At 64.7% G+C, this 17,918-nt stretch carries 9 protein-coding genes; 7 read left to right on the top strand and 2 right to left on the bottom strand.

Annotation, left to right across the window (positions count from 1 at the left end; genetic code table 11):
- The first annotated feature begins 34 nt into the window (after nt 1–34).
- Nucleotides 35–1,312: an L-fuconate dehydratase gene (locus tag DPM33_RS08370; protein WP_112096943.1), complete on the top strand. Its 1,278-nt coding sequence runs from the start codon at nt 35–37 to the stop codon at nt 1,310–1,312.
- Between the two features lie 110 nt (nt 1,313–1,422).
- Here the strand turns inward: DPM33_RS08370 and DPM33_RS08365 are convergent, their stop codons facing one another.
- Entirely contained in the window at nt 1,423–1,926 is a 504-nt protein-coding gene (locus DPM33_RS08365; RefSeq protein ID WP_245442049.1) for an invasion associated locus B family protein, read from the bottom strand.
- 322 nt (nt 1,927–2,248) lie between these two features.
- On the opposite strand from DPM33_RS08365, the gene DPM33_RS08360 reads away from it, so the two are divergent.
- From DPM33_RS08360 to DPM33_RS08335, 6 genes are all read left to right on the top strand, one after another.
- Nucleotides 2,249–13,885, top strand: coding sequence for an inverse autotransporter beta domain-containing protein (locus tag DPM33_RS08360; protein ID WP_245442048.1), 11,637 nt, complete (start codon nt 2,249–2,251; stop codon nt 13,883–13,885).
- Nucleotides 13,886–14,037: 152 nt separating this feature from the next.
- Entirely contained in the window at nt 14,038–14,535 is a 498-nt protein-coding gene (locus DPM33_RS08355; RefSeq protein WP_112096942.1) for a phage tail protein, read from the top strand.
- A gap of 11 nt (nt 14,536–14,546) precedes the next feature.
- On the top strand, nt 14,547–15,050 hold the full coding sequence (locus tag DPM33_RS08350; RefSeq protein ID WP_112096941.1) for a phage tail protein: 504 nt from the start codon (nt 14,547–14,549) through the stop codon (nt 15,048–15,050).
- Nucleotides 15,051–15,060: 10 nt separating this feature from the next.
- Nucleotides 15,061–15,582: a phage tail protein gene (locus DPM33_RS08345; RefSeq protein ID WP_112096940.1), complete on the top strand. Its 522-nt coding sequence runs from the start codon at nt 15,061–15,063 to the stop codon at nt 15,580–15,582.
- A gap of 29 nt (nt 15,583–15,611) precedes the next feature.
- Nucleotides 15,612–16,850, top strand: a complete 1,239-nt coding sequence (locus DPM33_RS08340) for a DUF8189 domain-containing protein (RefSeq protein ID WP_167448994.1) — start codon at nt 15,612–15,614, stop codon at nt 16,848–16,850.
- A gap of 16 nt (nt 16,851–16,866) precedes the next feature.
- Nucleotides 16,867–17,415, top strand: a complete 549-nt coding sequence (locus DPM33_RS08335; RefSeq protein ID WP_112096939.1) for a GNAT family N-acetyltransferase — start codon at nt 16,867–16,869, stop codon at nt 17,413–17,415.
- Here the strand turns inward: DPM33_RS08335 and DPM33_RS08330 are convergent.
- Complete coding sequence (locus DPM33_RS08330; protein WP_112096938.1) at nt 17,394–17,669, bottom strand: DUF6916 family protein; 276 nt, start codon at nt 17,667–17,669, stop codon at nt 17,394–17,396. The two genes, DPM33_RS08335 and DPM33_RS08330, sit on opposite strands and share 22 nt — an antisense overlap.
- Nucleotides 17,670–17,918 lie beyond the last annotated feature (249 nt).

Below are 17,918 nucleotides of genomic sequence, written 5' to 3'. Positions count from 1 at the left end.
ATGAGTTAAAAGGCAGGTCAGCCAAGAGACAGCAATGACAAAAAGCACGGACCTCAGAACCTTCGATCTGCGTTTCCCGACCTCGCAAAGCCTCGACGGCTCGGACGCGATGAATCCGGACCCGGATTATTCGGCCGCCTATGTCATCCTCGACACCGAGGCCCCGTCGCTGAAAGGCCACGGCCTCACTTTCACCATCGGTCGCGGCAACGAGATCTGCTGCGCGGCGATCGAAGCGCTGCGCCACCTCGTCGTCGGGCTCGATCTCGACTGGGTCAAGCAGGATCCCGGCCGCTTCTGGCATCATGTGACCGGCGACAGCCAGCTGCGCTGGATCGGTCCGGACAAGGGCGCCATGCATCTCGCGGTCGGCGCGGTGGTCAACGCGGTCTGGGACCTGTGGGCCAAGGAAGCCGGCAAACCGGTCTGGCGCCTGGTCGCCGAAATGAGCCCGGAAGAGATCGTGCGCATCGTCGACTTCCGCTACCTCACCGATGCGATCACCCCGGCCGAAGCGCTGGCGATCCTGAAGAAGACCGAGGCCGGCAAGGCCGAACGTATCGCCACGCTCGAGCGCGACGGCTATGCATGCTACACCACCTCCGCTGGCTGGCTCGGCTATCCCGATGACAAGCTCAGGCGCCTCTGCCAGGAAGCGGTCGACGATGGCTTCAATCACATCAAGCTGAAGGTTGGCCGCGACCGCGCCGACGACATCCGCCGCTTGCGGATCGCTCGCGAGGTGATTGGCCCGGACCGTTACCTGATGATCGACGCCAACCAGGTCTGGGAGGTCGACCAGGCGATCGACTGGCTCAAGGGCCTGGCCTTCGCCAAGCCCTTCTTCATCGAAGAGCCGACCAGCCCGGACGACGTTGCCGGCCATGCCAAAATCCGCAAGGCGGTGGCGCCGATCAAGGTGGCGACCGGGGAGATGTGCCAGAACCGCATCATGTTCAAGCAGTTCATCGCCGGCGGCGCGATCGATGTCGTGCAGATCGATTCCTGCCGCATGGGCGGGTTGAACGAGGTGCTGGCGGTGCTGCTGATCGCCGCCAAGTTCGGCCTGCCGGTCTGGCCACATGCCGGTGGCGTCGGCCTGTGCGAATATGTCCAGCATCTGTCGATGATCGACTATGTCGCGGTGTCGGGCACGAAGGACGGCCGCGTCATCGAGTATGTCGACCACCTGCACGAGCACTTCCTCGAGCCCTGCGCAATAAGCGACGCGGCCTACATGCCGCCGGCCGCGCCTGGCTTCTCGATCGAGATGAAGGCGAAGTCGATCGAGGATTACTTGCACCGCGGCTGATAAGTCGAAACGATGGCGCGGAGAAACGCTGAAGCGCCATGTCCGCTGCCTTGCGGCGTCACGCCCAGCGCCTGGTCCTCGACTTGAGGGTTGCTTGCCGAGGCGTCGCGTTACTTGGTCGCCTGGACCTTGTCGATCGCCGCGCCGAAACCCTTCAGCGAAACCGGAATGGTCACCGGTTTGCGCGTCACCGATTCCATGCCGACGTTCAGCGCGGTTCCGGACCGCATCGCCTTGATCAGCTCCGCTGATAGCGGCACCGCGGCATAGGCGCCGTTCTGGTCGCTGGTCTGGATGGCGACCGTAGCCTTCTTGCCGCTGTCGATCTGGTAAGAGGCGCCCGAAGGCAGGAACAGTCCATGCGGCAAGGCAAGCAACATAGCAAAGCCTTGGGCGCCCTGCTGGCGCCGCACCGTGACGGTGAGCACCCGCTGGCCGGTCTTGGCTTCGGTAAGGTTCTGCGAAACCTGGCATTGCAGTTCCGTGCCGGTCGATCCGGATGAACAGTTGACGGCCCATGGATTGACGTCCGCGGGCTTCGTCTCTGCTGGCGTGGCATCCTCCGCCATGGCAACGCCCGTCAGCAACAAAAGCGCGCCGAGGCCAAGGGCCACGCATCCCGACCGCTCAGATACATTAAGCCGCACTAATATATACTCCGATCGTCACATTTCAATTTCGCCATCTATAGCCGGCTCAATGGAGTTCGAGTCGTTGAGGCAAAGTTGGTGTTGCTCTACTGCAACATGACTCTAAATTCCGTGTTAATACCGTATCGCAACCGCTAATTGCCGTGCAATACCATGCAACACATTAGTATCCGCTATCCCAGTGGAAGAGCATGGCGGCAGCCGGGACGGGTAGATGCGCTCGCGCACAGGGCTGACTGAACGTCGGGGGAAGACCGCTGAGCGCCAAATGCGGCGGGGCGGAGCATTGGCCGCATCCCGCCGCTCCGGCATGTTGCTGCGCACATCCGCGCTGACCACTGTCGCGCTCGCCTTGTCGGGCTTGGCCGCGCATGCCGAGGATGCCGGCCTGTGGCAGCCCCAGGTCCGCGCCATCATCGGCGCCAACTCCAACAGCGGCTTTTCGGCGCTCGAAGGCTTCCTGCCGGTCAAGCAGAATCTCGAATCCGTCCTGTTCCTGGATGTGCGCTCCAAATATGATTTCGACAGCGGCTTCGGCCAGGATGTCGGCTTGGGTGTGCGCCGCATCGTCAATCCGGATCTGATGATCGGCGGCTACGCCTACCTCAACATCCAGAACGACGACAGCCACCAGTTCGTCGCCACGACGCTCGGCCTCGAGGCGATCACCTCGAAATACGACGCGCATGTCAATGTCTACCTGCCGATCAGCAAGGACCGTCGCTCGAACGGCATCGATTCGACGCTGTCGCTGGTCGGCAACCAGTTGCTCGAAGAGATTTCGACGATCGACCACCGCACCTATGCCGCCTGGGGCATCGAGGGCGAGGTCGGAGTCCAGGCGCCGATCGACCTGCCGGAAAACCAGTCGCTGCGCTTCGATGTAGGCGCCTACCACTTCGCCGATCCGGACGGCGACGACCGCGCGACCACCGGCGTCAAGGCGGGGATCGAGTACACCTTCGGCGACGTCATCGGCAAAGGCACGTCGCTGACCTTCACCGGCGAGGTGCGCAACGACAATCGCGACGACACCCAGTTCGCCGGCAGCGTCCGGCTGACGGTGCCGTTCAACGTACCCGGCACGGGAGCTTCCGCCGACGATGCGTCGGACCCTGTCTCCACGGTCAGTCCGGGCCTGCGCAAACGGCTCAACGAGCGCGTGCGCGGCGATATCGGCGTCAGGCTGGAAAGCCAGGACAAGGTCACCGGCACGACGACGCGCGTGGCCATCAACGCCGCCACCAATGCGGCCTTCGGCAATTTCTTCTTCGCCGACGGCGGCAATTCCCTCGGCCTCGGCACGATAGGCGATCCGACGACGCTGGACGATGCCGTCAGCCATGCCGGTGCCAATGGCTTTGTCGTCGCGCTCGGCGGCAGCGGCAACATCACCACCGGTGGCGTCAATCTGGCAGCGGGTCAGACCGTCATCGGCGGTGGCGGCGGCGTCCAGGCCAGGCTCGCCGACGGCAGCATCGGCACCTACGATTTCGGCGGCAGCAACGGCACGATCCAGGGCACCAACGCCGCCAACCCGGTCATCACCTTGGCCAGCAACGACACGCTGAGCGGCATCACCATCACCGGCGGCGGCGACGGCATCTTCGGCAACAACGCCGTCGGCACGAAGCTGACCGACGTCACCGTCACCGGCGCCGGCGGCAACGGCGCCGACTTCGCCGGCAATTCGACCAGCGTCAGCGCCTCCAACTTCACCGCGACCGGCAACGGCCTCGACGGCCTGCACATCGAAGACAACGGCACCTACAATTTCACCGGCACGACGACGCTCAACGGCAATGCCGATGACGGCCTCGATGTCACCGGGCAGGGCACCTACACCTTCGCCGCCGTCAATGCCCAGAACAACACCGACCGCGGCATAACGGTGCAGGGCACGTCGAGCGGCGGCAGTTTCACCACCACCGGCGGCACCATTTCCGGCAACGGCGGCACCGCCGTCTTCATCGACCCGATCACCGCCCATGTGGTGCTCGATGCCATCACGCAGAACGGCGGCGTGTCGGGCGTCATTCTCGACCAGGTGTCGGGCAGCTTCACCGTCAACGGCGCGACCACCATCTCGAACACGACCGGCGCGGCGATCGCGATCAGCAATTCCCCGGCATCGATCCGTTTCGGCGACATCACCATCGCCAATCCCGGCGCCGACGGCCTGTCGTTCACCGGCGTCAACGCCGCCGTGGTCGCCGGCAACATCGTCATTTCCGGGCTCGGTGCCGGCACCGGCCTCGCCTTCTCCGGCAGCCAGACCAACTTCACCGCCCAGTCGCTCAACGTCACCGGCACGGGTGCGGCCGGCTCGATCGGCATAGACCTCACCTCGCCGAGCGCCGCTGGCGCGGTCATCATCATCACCAATGGCGGCACGATCGCCAATGTCGACACCGGCGTGCGTCTCGGCATTGCCGGCACGCCGGCTGATTCGGCCAATGCCAGCTTCACCTTCGGCGGCGGGTCGATCGCCGGCATCACCGCGTCGCTCGACGCGCGCGGCCTCAACCAGACGCTCGGCACTTATGCGTTCGGTTCGACGACCTTCAGCGGGCCGCAGCTTTTCGACACGCAGAACGTAATCTTCGTCGGTGCTGCCGCAACGGGAACGGGCGACGGATCCTCGCTGCTCGATCTTGCCTCGATCGCGACGGCCGACGCCAATACCGACGGTACGGCGATCTTCGTGCTGGTCAACGACGCCAGCAACACGCCGATCGATACCGCCGGCGGCTTCACGCTGAGCGCCGGCCAGACGCTGGCCTCGTTCGGCAATCGCCGCACCTTCTCGCTCGGCGGGGTGCCGATCAACGTCACCGGCGACAATGTCCAGCACGACCAGGTCGTCTCGGATGCGAACGGCGCCGCGACGCTGACCAACACCGGCGCCGGCGACGCCGTCACGCTGGCCAACAACACCTCGCTGCTCGATTTCAACATTTCGGGCGGCAGCGCCAACGGAGTCCATGGCAGCGGCGTCACCGGCGTCACGCTGACCGGCATGTCGGTCAGCGGCGCCAGCCTTGCCGGCGTGCTGTTCGACGGCACCAACGGCGTCAGTGCCACCAATCTGACCTCGAGCGGCAATTCCGGCGCCGGCCTGTCCGTGCAGGGCGGCGGCACCTACAATTTCAACGGCACCACGACACTGAGCGGCAACGGTGCTGATGGCCTGTCGATCAATGGCGATGGAACCTACAATTTCCAGACGCTCAATTCGCAGAACAATACCGGCAGCGGCGTCGATGCAACCTCGACCGGCGCCGGCAGGCTGACGACGACCGGCGGGACGATTTCCGGCAATTCCGGCCAGGGGTTCAGTGCCTCGCAGATCGGGCTGGACGTCACGCTGAGCAGCCTCAGCCATACTGCCGGCGGCACCGGCATAGCTCTCTCGAACGTCACCGGCGGCTTTGAAATCACTGGCACGACGACGATCTCCAACGTTCCAAATGGTATCGTCATCCAGAACAGCTCGGCCACGGTCGGGTTCGGCGGCAAGGTGACCGTCACCGCGCCAACAGGTTCCGGCATTATCCTCGACACCAATTCCGGCACCGTCACCTTCGGCGATGTCGCGATCGACCAACCCGGCCAGAACGCCATCGACATCTTTGGCGTAAACGGCACCATCGGCCTCGGCAATATCGACATCACGAACCTGCCGACCGGCAAGACCGGCCTCGACCTGTCCGGCAGTTCCTCGACCTTTACCGCAACGACGCTCGACATCAGCGGCGCCGGCACCTCGACCGGCATCGATCTCTCCGGCACCGCCGGCGGCTCGGTCACCATCGGCAGCGGCGTCATCTCGGCCGGCACCGGCGTGCAGATGGGCACGCACGGCGCGGGTGGCGCCACCGCCAACACCACCCTCTCTTTCGGCGCCGCCGGCGGCGCCTCGATCACCGGCACGGTCGCCTCGCTCGACATGCGCGGCCTGATGGCCGGCAGCGGCACCTATGCCTTCAACGGCACGGCGCTTGTCGGCCCGCAGCTGTTCGATGCCGCCAACATCGTCTTCGTCGGCGCTGCCGACACCGGCACCGGCAGTGGCGCGGACGTGGGCGATCTCATCAACGCGGCGGCCGCTGACGACCTGACCACCGCCGCCAACACGGTTTTCGTCCTCGTCAACAACGGCGCTGGAAACATCAACACCGATGCCGACGGTTTCACCCTTGCCGCCGGCCAGTCGCTCGTTTCCTTCGCCAATGGCGCGACGGTCGATCTCGGCGCGCCGCCGGCCAACGTCACCGGCGCCAATGTCGTCACCGGCGGCACCCAGGCCGATCCGTTCGGCAATGGCGGCGCGACGCTCAACAATTCGGCTGGCAGCGCCATCGACCTCGCCAACGGCAACCTCGTCCAGAACCTCAGCGTCAGCAACGCCGGCGCCGGTGCGGCGATCAACGGGTCGGGAATCAACGGCCTGACGGTCGACGGCGTTACCGTCACCGGTGCCACCACTGCCCTCGACCTGACCGGCGCCTCGGGCGCCACCGGCGTCACGAATCTGACCGTCCAGTCCGCTCAGACGGGCATCGTGCTGAACAATTCGAGCGCCACCAACACTTTCACCAATATCACGATCGGCGGTATTGGCGGCACGGCGCTCGCGGCGGCCAACTACAGTGGCACCGCAACCTTCGACAATTTCGACATCACCGGGACCACCACCGGCGTCAACATCGCCGGCGGCACGACCGGCACGTTGAGCTTCGACGATCAAAGTTCCATCGCCGGTGCGGTTGGCAATGCCTTCATTATCTCCGCGTCGACGCCGAATCTCACCTACAACGGCACCATCAACAAGACGGGCACCGCGGGCGCGGTCCAGATCAGCGGTATGACCGGTGGATCCGCCACCTTTGGCGGCAAGATCACCGCCAACGTCAACGGTTCGGCCAATGCCATCGATCTGGGCAGTAACGCAGGCGGCAGGATCAACTTCACCGGCGGACTCGACCTGACCACCGATGGCAGCTTCGCCTTCAGCGCCGTCGATGGCGGCACGCTGAACGTGACCGGCACCAACACGATCAAGACCGGCAGTGGGGCGACCGAGAGAGGTATCCAGCTCGGCGGCGCAACCGGCCTCACCATCGGCGCCAGCGGTGTCACTTTCGACAGCGTCAACGTGGACGGCTCAGGCGCCACCGACGTCAGCGGCATCGTCATTTCGAACACCAGCGGCGGCAACGTCACCTTCGGCGCCGTCGATATCAGTCGCGCCAGCACCGACGCCATCCGCCTCACCAATGTCGCCAGCGGCACCTACACCTTCAACGACACGACGACGATCGCGACGGCCGGCGGCACGGTCCCCGGCTTCGCGGTGCAGGGCAGCGGCGCGACTGTCAGCGTCAACAATCTGGTCACGACCGGCATTGCCGGCGACGACGTCAATCTGACCAACAACACCGGCACGATCTCGATCGGTGGCACCATCACCAATTCCGGCGCCGGCAACGGCGTCGTGGTGTCCGGCGGCAGCGCGGCGATCACCGTTTCGGCCGACATTTCCAGCTCGGCAAGCGCGCCGGGCACGGCCATCAAGATCGACGGCACCACCGGCGGTTCCGTCGCGTTCACGGGCAATGTCACCTCTACCGGCACCGGCAATCTCTTCGCCATCGGCACGACGACGGCGCCGACGGGCGGGGCGATCACCTTCGCCGCCGGCAAGACACTGACCGCCACCGGCGGCGGCGGCGCGGTGATCGGCGGGCTTGCCGGCAACGCGACATTCAACGACTTGGCGCTGCTGTCGATCACCAATGCGACCGGCAACGGCCTCTCGGTCTCGAACGTGGCAAGCGGCGCCGGTGCCGGCTTCGCCAGCGTCACAGTCTCGGGCGCCGGCGGCAACGGCATCGAGATCGCCAACAATGCCGGCCAGGTGACCTTCTCGGGCGGCACCACGGTGACGATGGGCTCGGCCGCCAACACGGCCGGCATCGATTTCAGCGGCACCAATGCCAACGTCGTGTTCGGCGCCACGACCGTCAGCAATATCGGCGCCAACCAGACCGGCATCGATTTCAGCGGCTCGTCCACTACCGCCGATTTCAGCCTTGCCGCCACCATCACCGGCCTCGGCGACCTCACCTCGCGCGGCATCGATCTGTCCTCGACGACCGGCAACAAGGTCATCACCTTCTTCCAAGGGTCCTCGATCGCCAATGTCGGCATCGGCGTCGATCTGTCGTCCGGCCAAACCACCGCCACCTCGGCCGACGCCACCTTCACCTTCGGCGACGGCGATTCGACCGACGGGCTGGAATCCTCGATCTCCGCGGCGACGAACGGCTACACCGTCGACACGGTCGGCCTCGATCCGACGCTCGGCGATTACGACTTCGACGACGTGTTCTTCACCGGCAGCGCCAACCTGGCCTCGGCGCCGGGCGCGGTCACGCTGGTTTCGCAGTCGGGCGGCTTTATCAACGCCGGCACGACCGGCAACCTCAGCATGGGCGTCAGCACCATTTCGCTTGCCGCCGCCGACGCGCTCACCGGCGCCCAGAACTTCGCCTTCGTCGGTCCGATCGATCTCGGCTCCAGCGCCTTCACGCTCGATTCGGGTCAGACGATCACCGGCTTCGGCAATGGCAATGTCGTCTCGATCGGCACCATCCAGCCGGTGAACGTCCATGGCAGCCTCGGCGCCACCGGCGGCAACATCACCGGCGACGAGACCGTGGTCACCGGCACCGGTGACTTCATGCACCTGCTCGGCGACAACGCGGTGCGCCATACGGCCTTCGATTTCAGCGGCGCCAGCGGCTCCGCTTTCCTGATCGACCAGAGCGCCCCCGGTTTCAGCAATGCCGGCGGCATCACCATCGAAGGCGTCACGATCAGCAACGTGGCGGCCGGCCAGACCGCCATCAAGGTCGCGGGATTGACCGGCAATCTGTCGGTCATCAACAACGACATCAACGTTGCCGGCACGCTGCTCGACGTGAACGGCGGCTCCGGCACCATCCAGGTCTCGCGCGGCATCCTGCCGAACGGTGTAACGCCCGGCACGCTGATCGGCGGCGGCATCAACATCGCCAACCGCACCGGCGGCGCGGTGACCTTCACCGACCAGGTGACGATCACCGGCGGCAATGGCGTGTCGATCTCGGGCGGCACCGCCGCCGGCGCCGTCAATTTCAACGGCGGCCTCGACATCACCACCTCGGCCGATACCGGCCTCGATTTCTCGGGCCTGAACGTGCTTACGGTCGCCGATGCCGGCTCGACCACGATCAACGCGACCGGCCAGACGGCGCTGTCGCTGCAGGGCGCGATCGGCGCCGGCGGCGTCCATTTCGACAGTGTGACCTCGACCGGCGCCACCGGCCAGGGCGTGCTGATCAGCGGCGCTGGCGGCGGCAATGTCGATCTCGACGCCGTCAACGTCACCGCTTCGGGCGGCGCCGGCATCGAGGTTCTCAATTCGAGCGGCACCTACACCTTCGGCAACACCACGATCGACAATTCGGCCTCGGCCGGCCGTGGCGTGAACATCGAGAACGCCGCCAGCACCACCACCGTCACCTTCGACGGCACGCTGGGCATCACCACATCCACGGGCACCGGCTTCCGCGTCTCCAGCAGCGGCGCACCGCCCGCCACCACCGTCAATGTGACGGGCGCCGGCACGCGCAGCGTCAGCACCTCGAACGGAACAGCCGTCGACATCACCTCGGCCACTCTCAACGGCGGCTTCACCTCGGTCAACGCCAGTTTCTCGGGCACGGCCAACGGCATCAACCTGCAGAACGTGGCGGGCTCGCTCGATCTCGGCACCGGCACGCTGACCAACACCGGCACGGGCGCCGCCTTCGACGTCGGCTCGGCCACCGACCAGAGCGGCGGCAATGCGACGATCTCCTATGCCGGCAATATCTTATCCAGCGGCGGCGGCGCGGCTGTCTCGATCCAGGAACTGACCGGCGGCTCGGTCACGCTTTCGGGCGATCTGACCGACGGCTCGCCGACCAATGGCGGCCAGATCGTCGTTGCCAACATCAACAACGGCACTGCCGCTTCCGTCACCTTCTCGGGCGGGAGCAAGCAGATCAACTCCGGCACCAACGATGCCGTGAGCCTGACCGGCAACACCAACGGTACCGTCAATTTTGCCGGCGGCCTGGGCATCAGCACCACCTCCGGCGCCGGCTTCAATGCCACGGGTGGCGGCACGGTCAACGTTGCCGGCAACACCAACACGATCAATACCACGACCGGAACCGCGCTGAACCTCAGCGGCGTGACTGTCGGAAGTACCGGCCTCAATTTCAGCACCGTGACGGCGAACGGAGCAGCCACGGGCATTGCGCTCGCCAATGTCGCTTCGTCGGGCGGCGGCACGGTCGCGCTCGGCACGGTCAACCTGCAGGGCATCACCTCGCGCGGCGTGGATGTGTCCGGCACGCTGGGTGCCGCGCTGTCGTTCGACGATCTCGACATCGGCCTGAACAACAGCGCTGCCGTTGCCTTCGATCTCAACGGCGCGACGATCAACGCGGCCGTGACGGCCGATGATTTCGACGTCACCAATGCGGCCGCAGCCGGCACCTCGATCGGCGTCGACCTGCGCGGCGCCACCGGCGGCCAGACCGTGCGCCTCGGCGACGCCAATGCGGGCGGCGCCAGCTCCAGCATCGCCGGCGTCAACACCGGCGTCTTCCTCAATTCGACGACCAACCTCAACTTCACCTATGGCGACGGCGAGTCGACGACCGATCAGCTTTCGACCATCAGCGCCAATGTCGGCATCGACACCTCCAGCGCGCCGACGCTGGGCAGCTACAATTTCCAGGACGTCAATTTCGCGGCCAGCCCCGGCCTCGGCTTCGGCATAGGCAAGATCTACTTCGTCGGCGCCGGCGCCACGGGCGACGGCTCCGGCCGTGACCAGAACAATCTGGCGACGCTGGCCACGGCGGAAGCCGCGGCGGTCGCAACCGACATCCTGGTCCTCGTCAACGATGGCGGCACCATCACTGCCGCCGGCACCAATGCCGACAACACGCTGAACCTCGCGGCCAATGAGCAGGTGCGCGGCTTCGGCAACGGCAACATCAACCTGGCGATGACGGTGCCGTCGACCATCCATCTCGCCAGCAACAGCATCTCGATCGCCGACCAGACGCCGAACGGCGCCGCGACGCTGACCACCAGCGCCGGCAACAATGCCATCACGCTCGGCGCCAGCGGAAACATCATCGACGGCTTCATCCTCGACGGCGGTGCGCGCGGCATCAAGGACAATGGCTCGGGTGCGTCCGGCACCACGATCAGCCATATGACGATCCGCAACTTCACCACCGCTGGCGTCGAGATCACCCCGTCGACCAACACCACGATCGACAATGTGGCGTTCTCCGGCAATGCCACCGATGTCATCCTCAACGCGCTTAACTCCACCATCACCAACGTCACCAGCACCGGCGCCACCGGCATTGCCTTCGACCTGCGCAACACCACCGGCACGACGACCCTCACCAACCTCGACATCACCGCCGCGTCGACCGGCACCGGCATCGCTTTTGGCGGCGCCTCGGGTCCGGGCGGCACGATCAACGGCACCAATGTCGACATATCGGGCGGCAGTGGCATTACGGTCACCGGCGGTAATGCGGCGATCAACTTCGACAGCGCCAGCTCCATTGCTGTTGGGGGCTCGGGCACGGCGGCAAGCATCACCAGCCGCAGTGGCGGCAGCTTCACCTATGCCGGCGCCGTGACGGCGAACGGCGCCGTAAGCGGCATCGTCATCTCCGGCGCGACGGCTGCGAGCAATGTCTCATTCACCGGCACGGTCGACATCGGCACCACCACGCCGTTGACCGCCACTGCCGTGTCGATCAACAACAACGGCCAGTCGTCGGTCATTGGCTTCTCCAACATCGACATCGCCACCAACGGCACGACCGGCTTCAGCGCCACGAACGGCGGCACGATCAACGTGACCACCGGCACGGTCAGCTCCACCAACGCGCAGGCCGTCAACCTCAACGGCGTCGCCACCACGACGGGCATCAACTTCACCTCCACGACATCGACCGGCGGCACCAACAACGTCGTGGTCAGCGGCGTCACCGGCGTGGGCACTGTCAATCTCGGCAGCGGCTCGCTGACCGGTGCCACCGGCGCGGCTTTCCTCGGCTCGGGCGGTACGGTGTCCGTCACCTATGGCGGCTCGGTCACCAAGACCAGCGACGGCCGCACGATCGATATCCAGAATCGCACCGGCGGCACGGTCACCCTAAACGGCGCGGTTTCCTCGACTGGGTCGAGCGACGGCATCTTCCTCAACGCCAACAGCGGCTCGACGCTCAACTTCACCGGCGCGCTGACCATCAACACCTCGGCCAGCAACAGCATAGGCTTCAATGCCACTGGCGGCGGCACGGTCAGCGCCACCGCTAGCGGCAGCACGATCAATTCGGGCCAGGCGACCGCGCTCAATGTCGTCAGCACCAACATCGGCGCCTCGGGCTTGAAATTCCAGAGCATCTCGTCGAGCGGCGGCACTGCCGCAGGCATCGTGCTCGACACCACAGGTGCCCTTGGCGGGCTGACGGTAACGGGCACCGGCGCGGCAGGCTCGGGCGGAACGATTTCGAGCAAGACCGGCGCCGATATCCTGACCGGCACGGACGCGGGCGGCCAGACCGCGAGCGGAAGCGTCGGCACCGGCATCTTCCTCAAGAATACGTCTGGCGCATCGTTCACAAACATGCAGCTCAACGACTTCTCGAACTTCGCCGTCTACGGCAACACCGTCACCAATTTCGCGATGTCCGGCACGACCATCAACGGCGTCAACGGTTCCAACAATGCCGGCGATCGCGAAGAGGGCTCGATCCGCTTCGACAATCTGCTCGGCACCTCCTCGATCACCAACTCCAGCATCTCCGGCGGCTTCGACGAGAATATCGATCTCTACAACACCAGCGGCACGTTGACCCGGCTGACGATGGATAACATCGCTTTCGGTCTGGTGGGCTCGACCGGAAACGACAACGTTCGCGGACAGGTCTACAACAGCGCGACCGCCAACTACACGCTGACCAACAGCACCTTCGCCGGCACACGCGCCGACTTCATCGCGTTCGCCGCCAACAACAATGCCACCATGGACGCCGTGGTGCGCAGCAACACCTTCCACAACGGCCAGGCGATCGTTCCCGGCGGCGGCACCGCGGTTGATATCCGCAGCGGCTCCGGTGGCCTTGTCTCCGCCGCGACGACGACCTTCGATATTTCGCACAATATCCTCACCGACGGTGGCGCCAACGCCTTTGACACGGTCGGCATCTTTGTCGCCAAAGGCCAGGATAACGGCACCATGGCCGGCACGATCGCCAGCAACCAGATCGGCCCGTCGAAGACGAACTCCAACTCCGACGGCATTTTCGTCCGCGCGGCGGGAACCGGGACGCTGACGACCCTGATCCAGAACAACACCATCACCGGGGTCGGAAATGTCGGCATCCACCTGCAGAACAACGACGGCAGCGCCACGATGAACGCCACGATCTACGGCAACAGCGTGACCTCGCCGACGAGCGTGAGCCCGTTTGCCGCGCTGATGGTCGACAATGGCGCCACTGCCACCGACACCAGCACGACAAATGTCGTTATCGGCTCGGGCACCGGCGGTTCGGGCAGCAAGAATACCCTGACACATGCCGCCAACTACGCGACCGATGTCGAGTTGAGCAATTTCGGTGCCAGCACGCATCTGAACCTGTCGAGAAATGGCTCGGCCCAGAGCACCGCACTGGGCGTCATCTTGGATGACAACACCGGCGTGTCGACGGTGGATACGACGGGCGGAAGTGGCACGATCACATTCGTCAACACGCTGCCGACGCTTCCGCCCTTGGTGACGCCGTAAGTCTTGTCCAGAGTGCGTCTTGAAAGTGGCATGTGCTACAGGGCGCAACTTTAGTAAAAGTGAAGTTAAAAAATTTTCAGCTTTCACGCAGTATTGACGTTGCGTAATCGAACATCGCTGAGCTAATATAAATCTACAGCGAGGAGGGGACGATGTCGGAACCATTTCTTTCCGAAATCAGAATCATGTCTTTTGTGTTCGCGCCCAAAGGCTGGGCGCTTTGCGATGGCCAGCTCCTGCCGATCAATCAGAACCAGGCGCTGTTCTCTCTGCTCGGTACGACCTTCGGCGGCGACGGCCGGGTGAATTTCGGCCTGCCCGACTATCGCGGGCGGATCCCGATCCATGTCGGCGGGGGTCATACGCTGGGCGAGCGCGGTGGCGAACAGGGTCACACGTTGTCGATTGCGGAGTTGCCGACGCATACGCACTCGGCGCGAGGAGCCACCGCCAACGCCGATCAGCCTGCGCCGACCAACAATCTGCTGGCCACCGTCGCCAACGTCTACACTTCGGCTGCCAATCTGGTGAGCCTCGATCCGGGGACGCTGGCCAATGTCGGTGGCAGCCAGGCGCATCTCAACATGCAGCCGTATCTGACCTTGAGCTTCTGCATCGCCCTGCAGGGCATCTTCCCGTCGCAGACCTGAGGAACGCGACCATGGCACAACCTTATGTTGGCGAAGTTCGCATATTTGCCGGCAATTTCGCGCCGGCCGGCTGGATGTTCTGCGAGGGACAGCTCCTGCCGATCTCCGAAAACGAGACACTGTTCCAGCTGATAGGCACAACCTATGGCGGCGACGGCGAAAGCACGTTCGCATTGCCCGATCTGAGGGGTCGGCTGCCGATGCACCAAGGCAATAGCTTTGTCCTTGCCGAAACCGGCGGCGTGGAAGACGTCACATTGACTGTGTCGCAGATCCCGGCGCATTCGCACCCGTTCCTGGCTTCTTTGAACAATGCCCTGGGCAACAGCCCCGCCGGCAGCGTCGTCGGCCAGGTCGGCGCCACGCAGATCTATCGCGAGTCCCCGGCGGGTTCGGCGATGTCCCTGCAGTCTTGCTCGTCGACCGGCGGCAGTCAGCCGCATACGAATTTCCAGCCGTATCTCTGCGTCAATTTCATCATCTCGCTGTTCGGCATCTTCCCGTCGCAGACCTGAGAGGACCGTCATGGCCGATCCGTTCGTCGCCGAAATCCGCATCTTCCCGTTCAACTTCGCGCCCAAGGGGTGGGCTCTGTGCGATGGCCAGCTTCTGCCGCTGTCACAGAACACGGCGTTGTTTTCGCTGCTGGGCACCACCTATGGCGGCAACGGCAAGTCGAACTTCGCACTGCCCGACCTGCAGGGCCGGGCGCCGATGCACCCTGGACAAGGACCAGGCCTTTCGCTGCACGACCTTGGCGAAACCGGTGGTTCCGAGACGGTGACGCTTCTTGAATCCGAAATCCCGATGCATTCGCACGGCATGACGGGCAACATCAATCCGGCGAATCTGGCGACCCCAAGTTCCGCGCGCTCGCTGGCGCGCACCAGCCCGGGCCAGGCTTATTCGGCAACGGTCAACCTCACCAACATGAGCGACCAGGCGGTCGCCCCTGCCGGTGGCGACCAGCCGCACAACAATCTGCAGCCTTTTCTCACCTGCAATTTCTGCATTGCGCTGCAAGGCGTTTTCCCACCGAGAACCTGATTTCGAGCCAATAGGGCAGGGCTGACACCATGGCTGACCAAGACGCTCACTTACCCTCCCAGGCCGCGCCAACCGGGCACGTGCCGGGCGCATCCTTCTTCGAACTGTCGCGGCTGATGGTCGTCGGTATCGATGCCGACGCCGGGCGCCTGATCCAGAAGGCGCAGACCTCGCCGAATGGGCCATGGCCGTCGGCATGGTCGCCCATCGCCCCCGGCGCCTGGGTCATCATGACGGCGGGCATCACCAAGGACGGTCGCGTCGCGGTCGTGGGTCAGCAGGCGGGAACCGTCAACCTGTCTTTCATCGCCGAGGATCCGAACCAGGCGGGACCGGCCGAGAAATGGCTCGCGCCGGTCAATGTCGGCGCGCCGCCCGGCGCCACCAGCTACCAGAAGCTGTCGATGGCGCGCGATGTCGACGGTCGCATCGAAATCTTTCTTACCGACAACCAGGGCCGCATCTGGTGGATGTACCAGAATCCGGACGTGATCGTTCAGGTGCAAAAGACCATCACGCCGCCCGGCACCACCACGCCGATCGTCGTCACCGTCGACGAACTCAGGCCGCCGGCCCAGCCTTGGAGCGCCTGGCAGCAGATCTCCGGCGGGCTGGTGGCGATTACCGCGCTGCGCCAGGCCGACGGCCGCATTGCGCTGTTCGGCATCAATTCCAACCTGCAGCTCTATCGCTGCCAGCAGGCCATCGCGCAGGCGCTCAAGCCCTCCGACTGGACGCAATGGGTGCAGATCGACAACGGCAACAAGATCACCGAGATGGCGCCGGTCGTCGGTCCGCTCGGCGCCACCAATCTCTTTGCCATGACGCAGCCGGGCCAGGTCCTGCACACCAAGCAGCAGCCTGCCGGCTCCGACACCTGGACCGTCTGGGCGACACCCGGCTACAGCCGTGTCCCCAAATACACGCTCTGCGCCGGCATACAGGGCGATGGCGACATCATGCTGGCGGCGTCTGATCAGCAGCACGTCCATTCCTTCAACGCCCAGTATGACGCCGCCACCCAGAACTGGTCGGGTTGGCGTGACTTCAATTCGTCCGGCGCCAACACGAGGTTGTCGCTCGACTACAATGCCGACGGTCGCCTTGCCTTGTTCTCGATGATGATCACCAACGATGGTTCGAACAGTCTGTGGACGATCAATCAGATGGCCATGGACAGCTCCGAATGGGAGTGGAGCTGGACGGAGCTGACCTCGAGAAACCTCAAGCAGATCGTCGTGGTGCGCGACCTGACGCCGCCAGTTTGATGGCGTCGACGTCGGAATGATAGCCGGCAAATATTATACCCGGGCAGTAGCTCTCGGGCTTGCGCTGCGGCCCGAGGCGGATTCGGACGTGCCGTTCCTGGGCGCGCTCTATGCCTCCACGCGCGCCGCCGAGTTGGCCGACGTGCCCTGGCCGCCGGAAGCCAAGGCGCAATTCCTCGATATGCAGTTCCAGGCGCAGCGCGCGCATTACCGGCGCCACTATCCGGAAGCCGACTGGTGCGTCGTCGAGCATGCCGCCGAGCGGATCGGGCGTCTCTATATCGAGCGCTGGCCGAGCCAACACCGGATCATCGACATCGCCTTTTGGCCCGAGCATTGCGGCAAGGGCTTCGGCACCGCGTTGCTCAACGACCTGATCGACGAAGCCGCTGCCGTCGGCAAGGCGGTGTCGATCCATGTCGAGAAGAACAATCCGGCGCGACGGCTCTATCTGCGGCTCGGCTTCGAGATCGCCGAGGACAAGGGCGTCTACGATCTGATGGCGCGCCCGGCTGCGTCGTCCGGCAAGGGCGGCGAAGGCCCTCAGTTGAAGACGGCCTCATAGCTATAGCTCGTCGCATCCTGCGACACAGGCACGATGAATATGTCATGCGCAAGCTCGCTGCCGACAAAGCGATAGGTCGCCTGCGGCAAAAGCATTTCGCGCGGTCCCTTGAACAGCAAGGAGAAGCCGCCATCCTCGCGCGGGCTGTTGGCGATGTGTTTCACCGCGCTCAATTCCAGCGCGACCATCTTGCCATTGGTCTCGACGATGAAGGTCTGGCCGACAGCCCGATCGAAATCCGTAACCGAAATCATCTCGCCCACCCTCGATCGCTTGCTTCAGCCGCCAATTTCGTTGCCCGGCACCACCTTGTCCATAGCGCGCGGACCGGGGCAGGAAAAGTGCTTGGCGGCCCTCCATTCGGACCCGCGCTTAGGAAGGAGGTTGGAGCGGCTCGAAGATTCTGTCGGACGCCCGCCGCTCCAGCCGTTGCGCCAGCCCCCGCGCTGGCCTAAACCCGTTGTAAGCCAAGCCATTCATGGCTTTTGAAGCACCGTGGGAGG

The sequence above is a fragment of the Mesorhizobium hawassense genome, from assembly GCF_003289945.1.
Lineage (GTDB): Bacteria > Pseudomonadota > Alphaproteobacteria > Rhizobiales > Rhizobiaceae > Mesorhizobium > Mesorhizobium hawassense.
The sequence above is the reverse complement of the archived record's forward strand: the minus strand, read 5'-3'. Positions and strand labels throughout refer to the sequence as shown.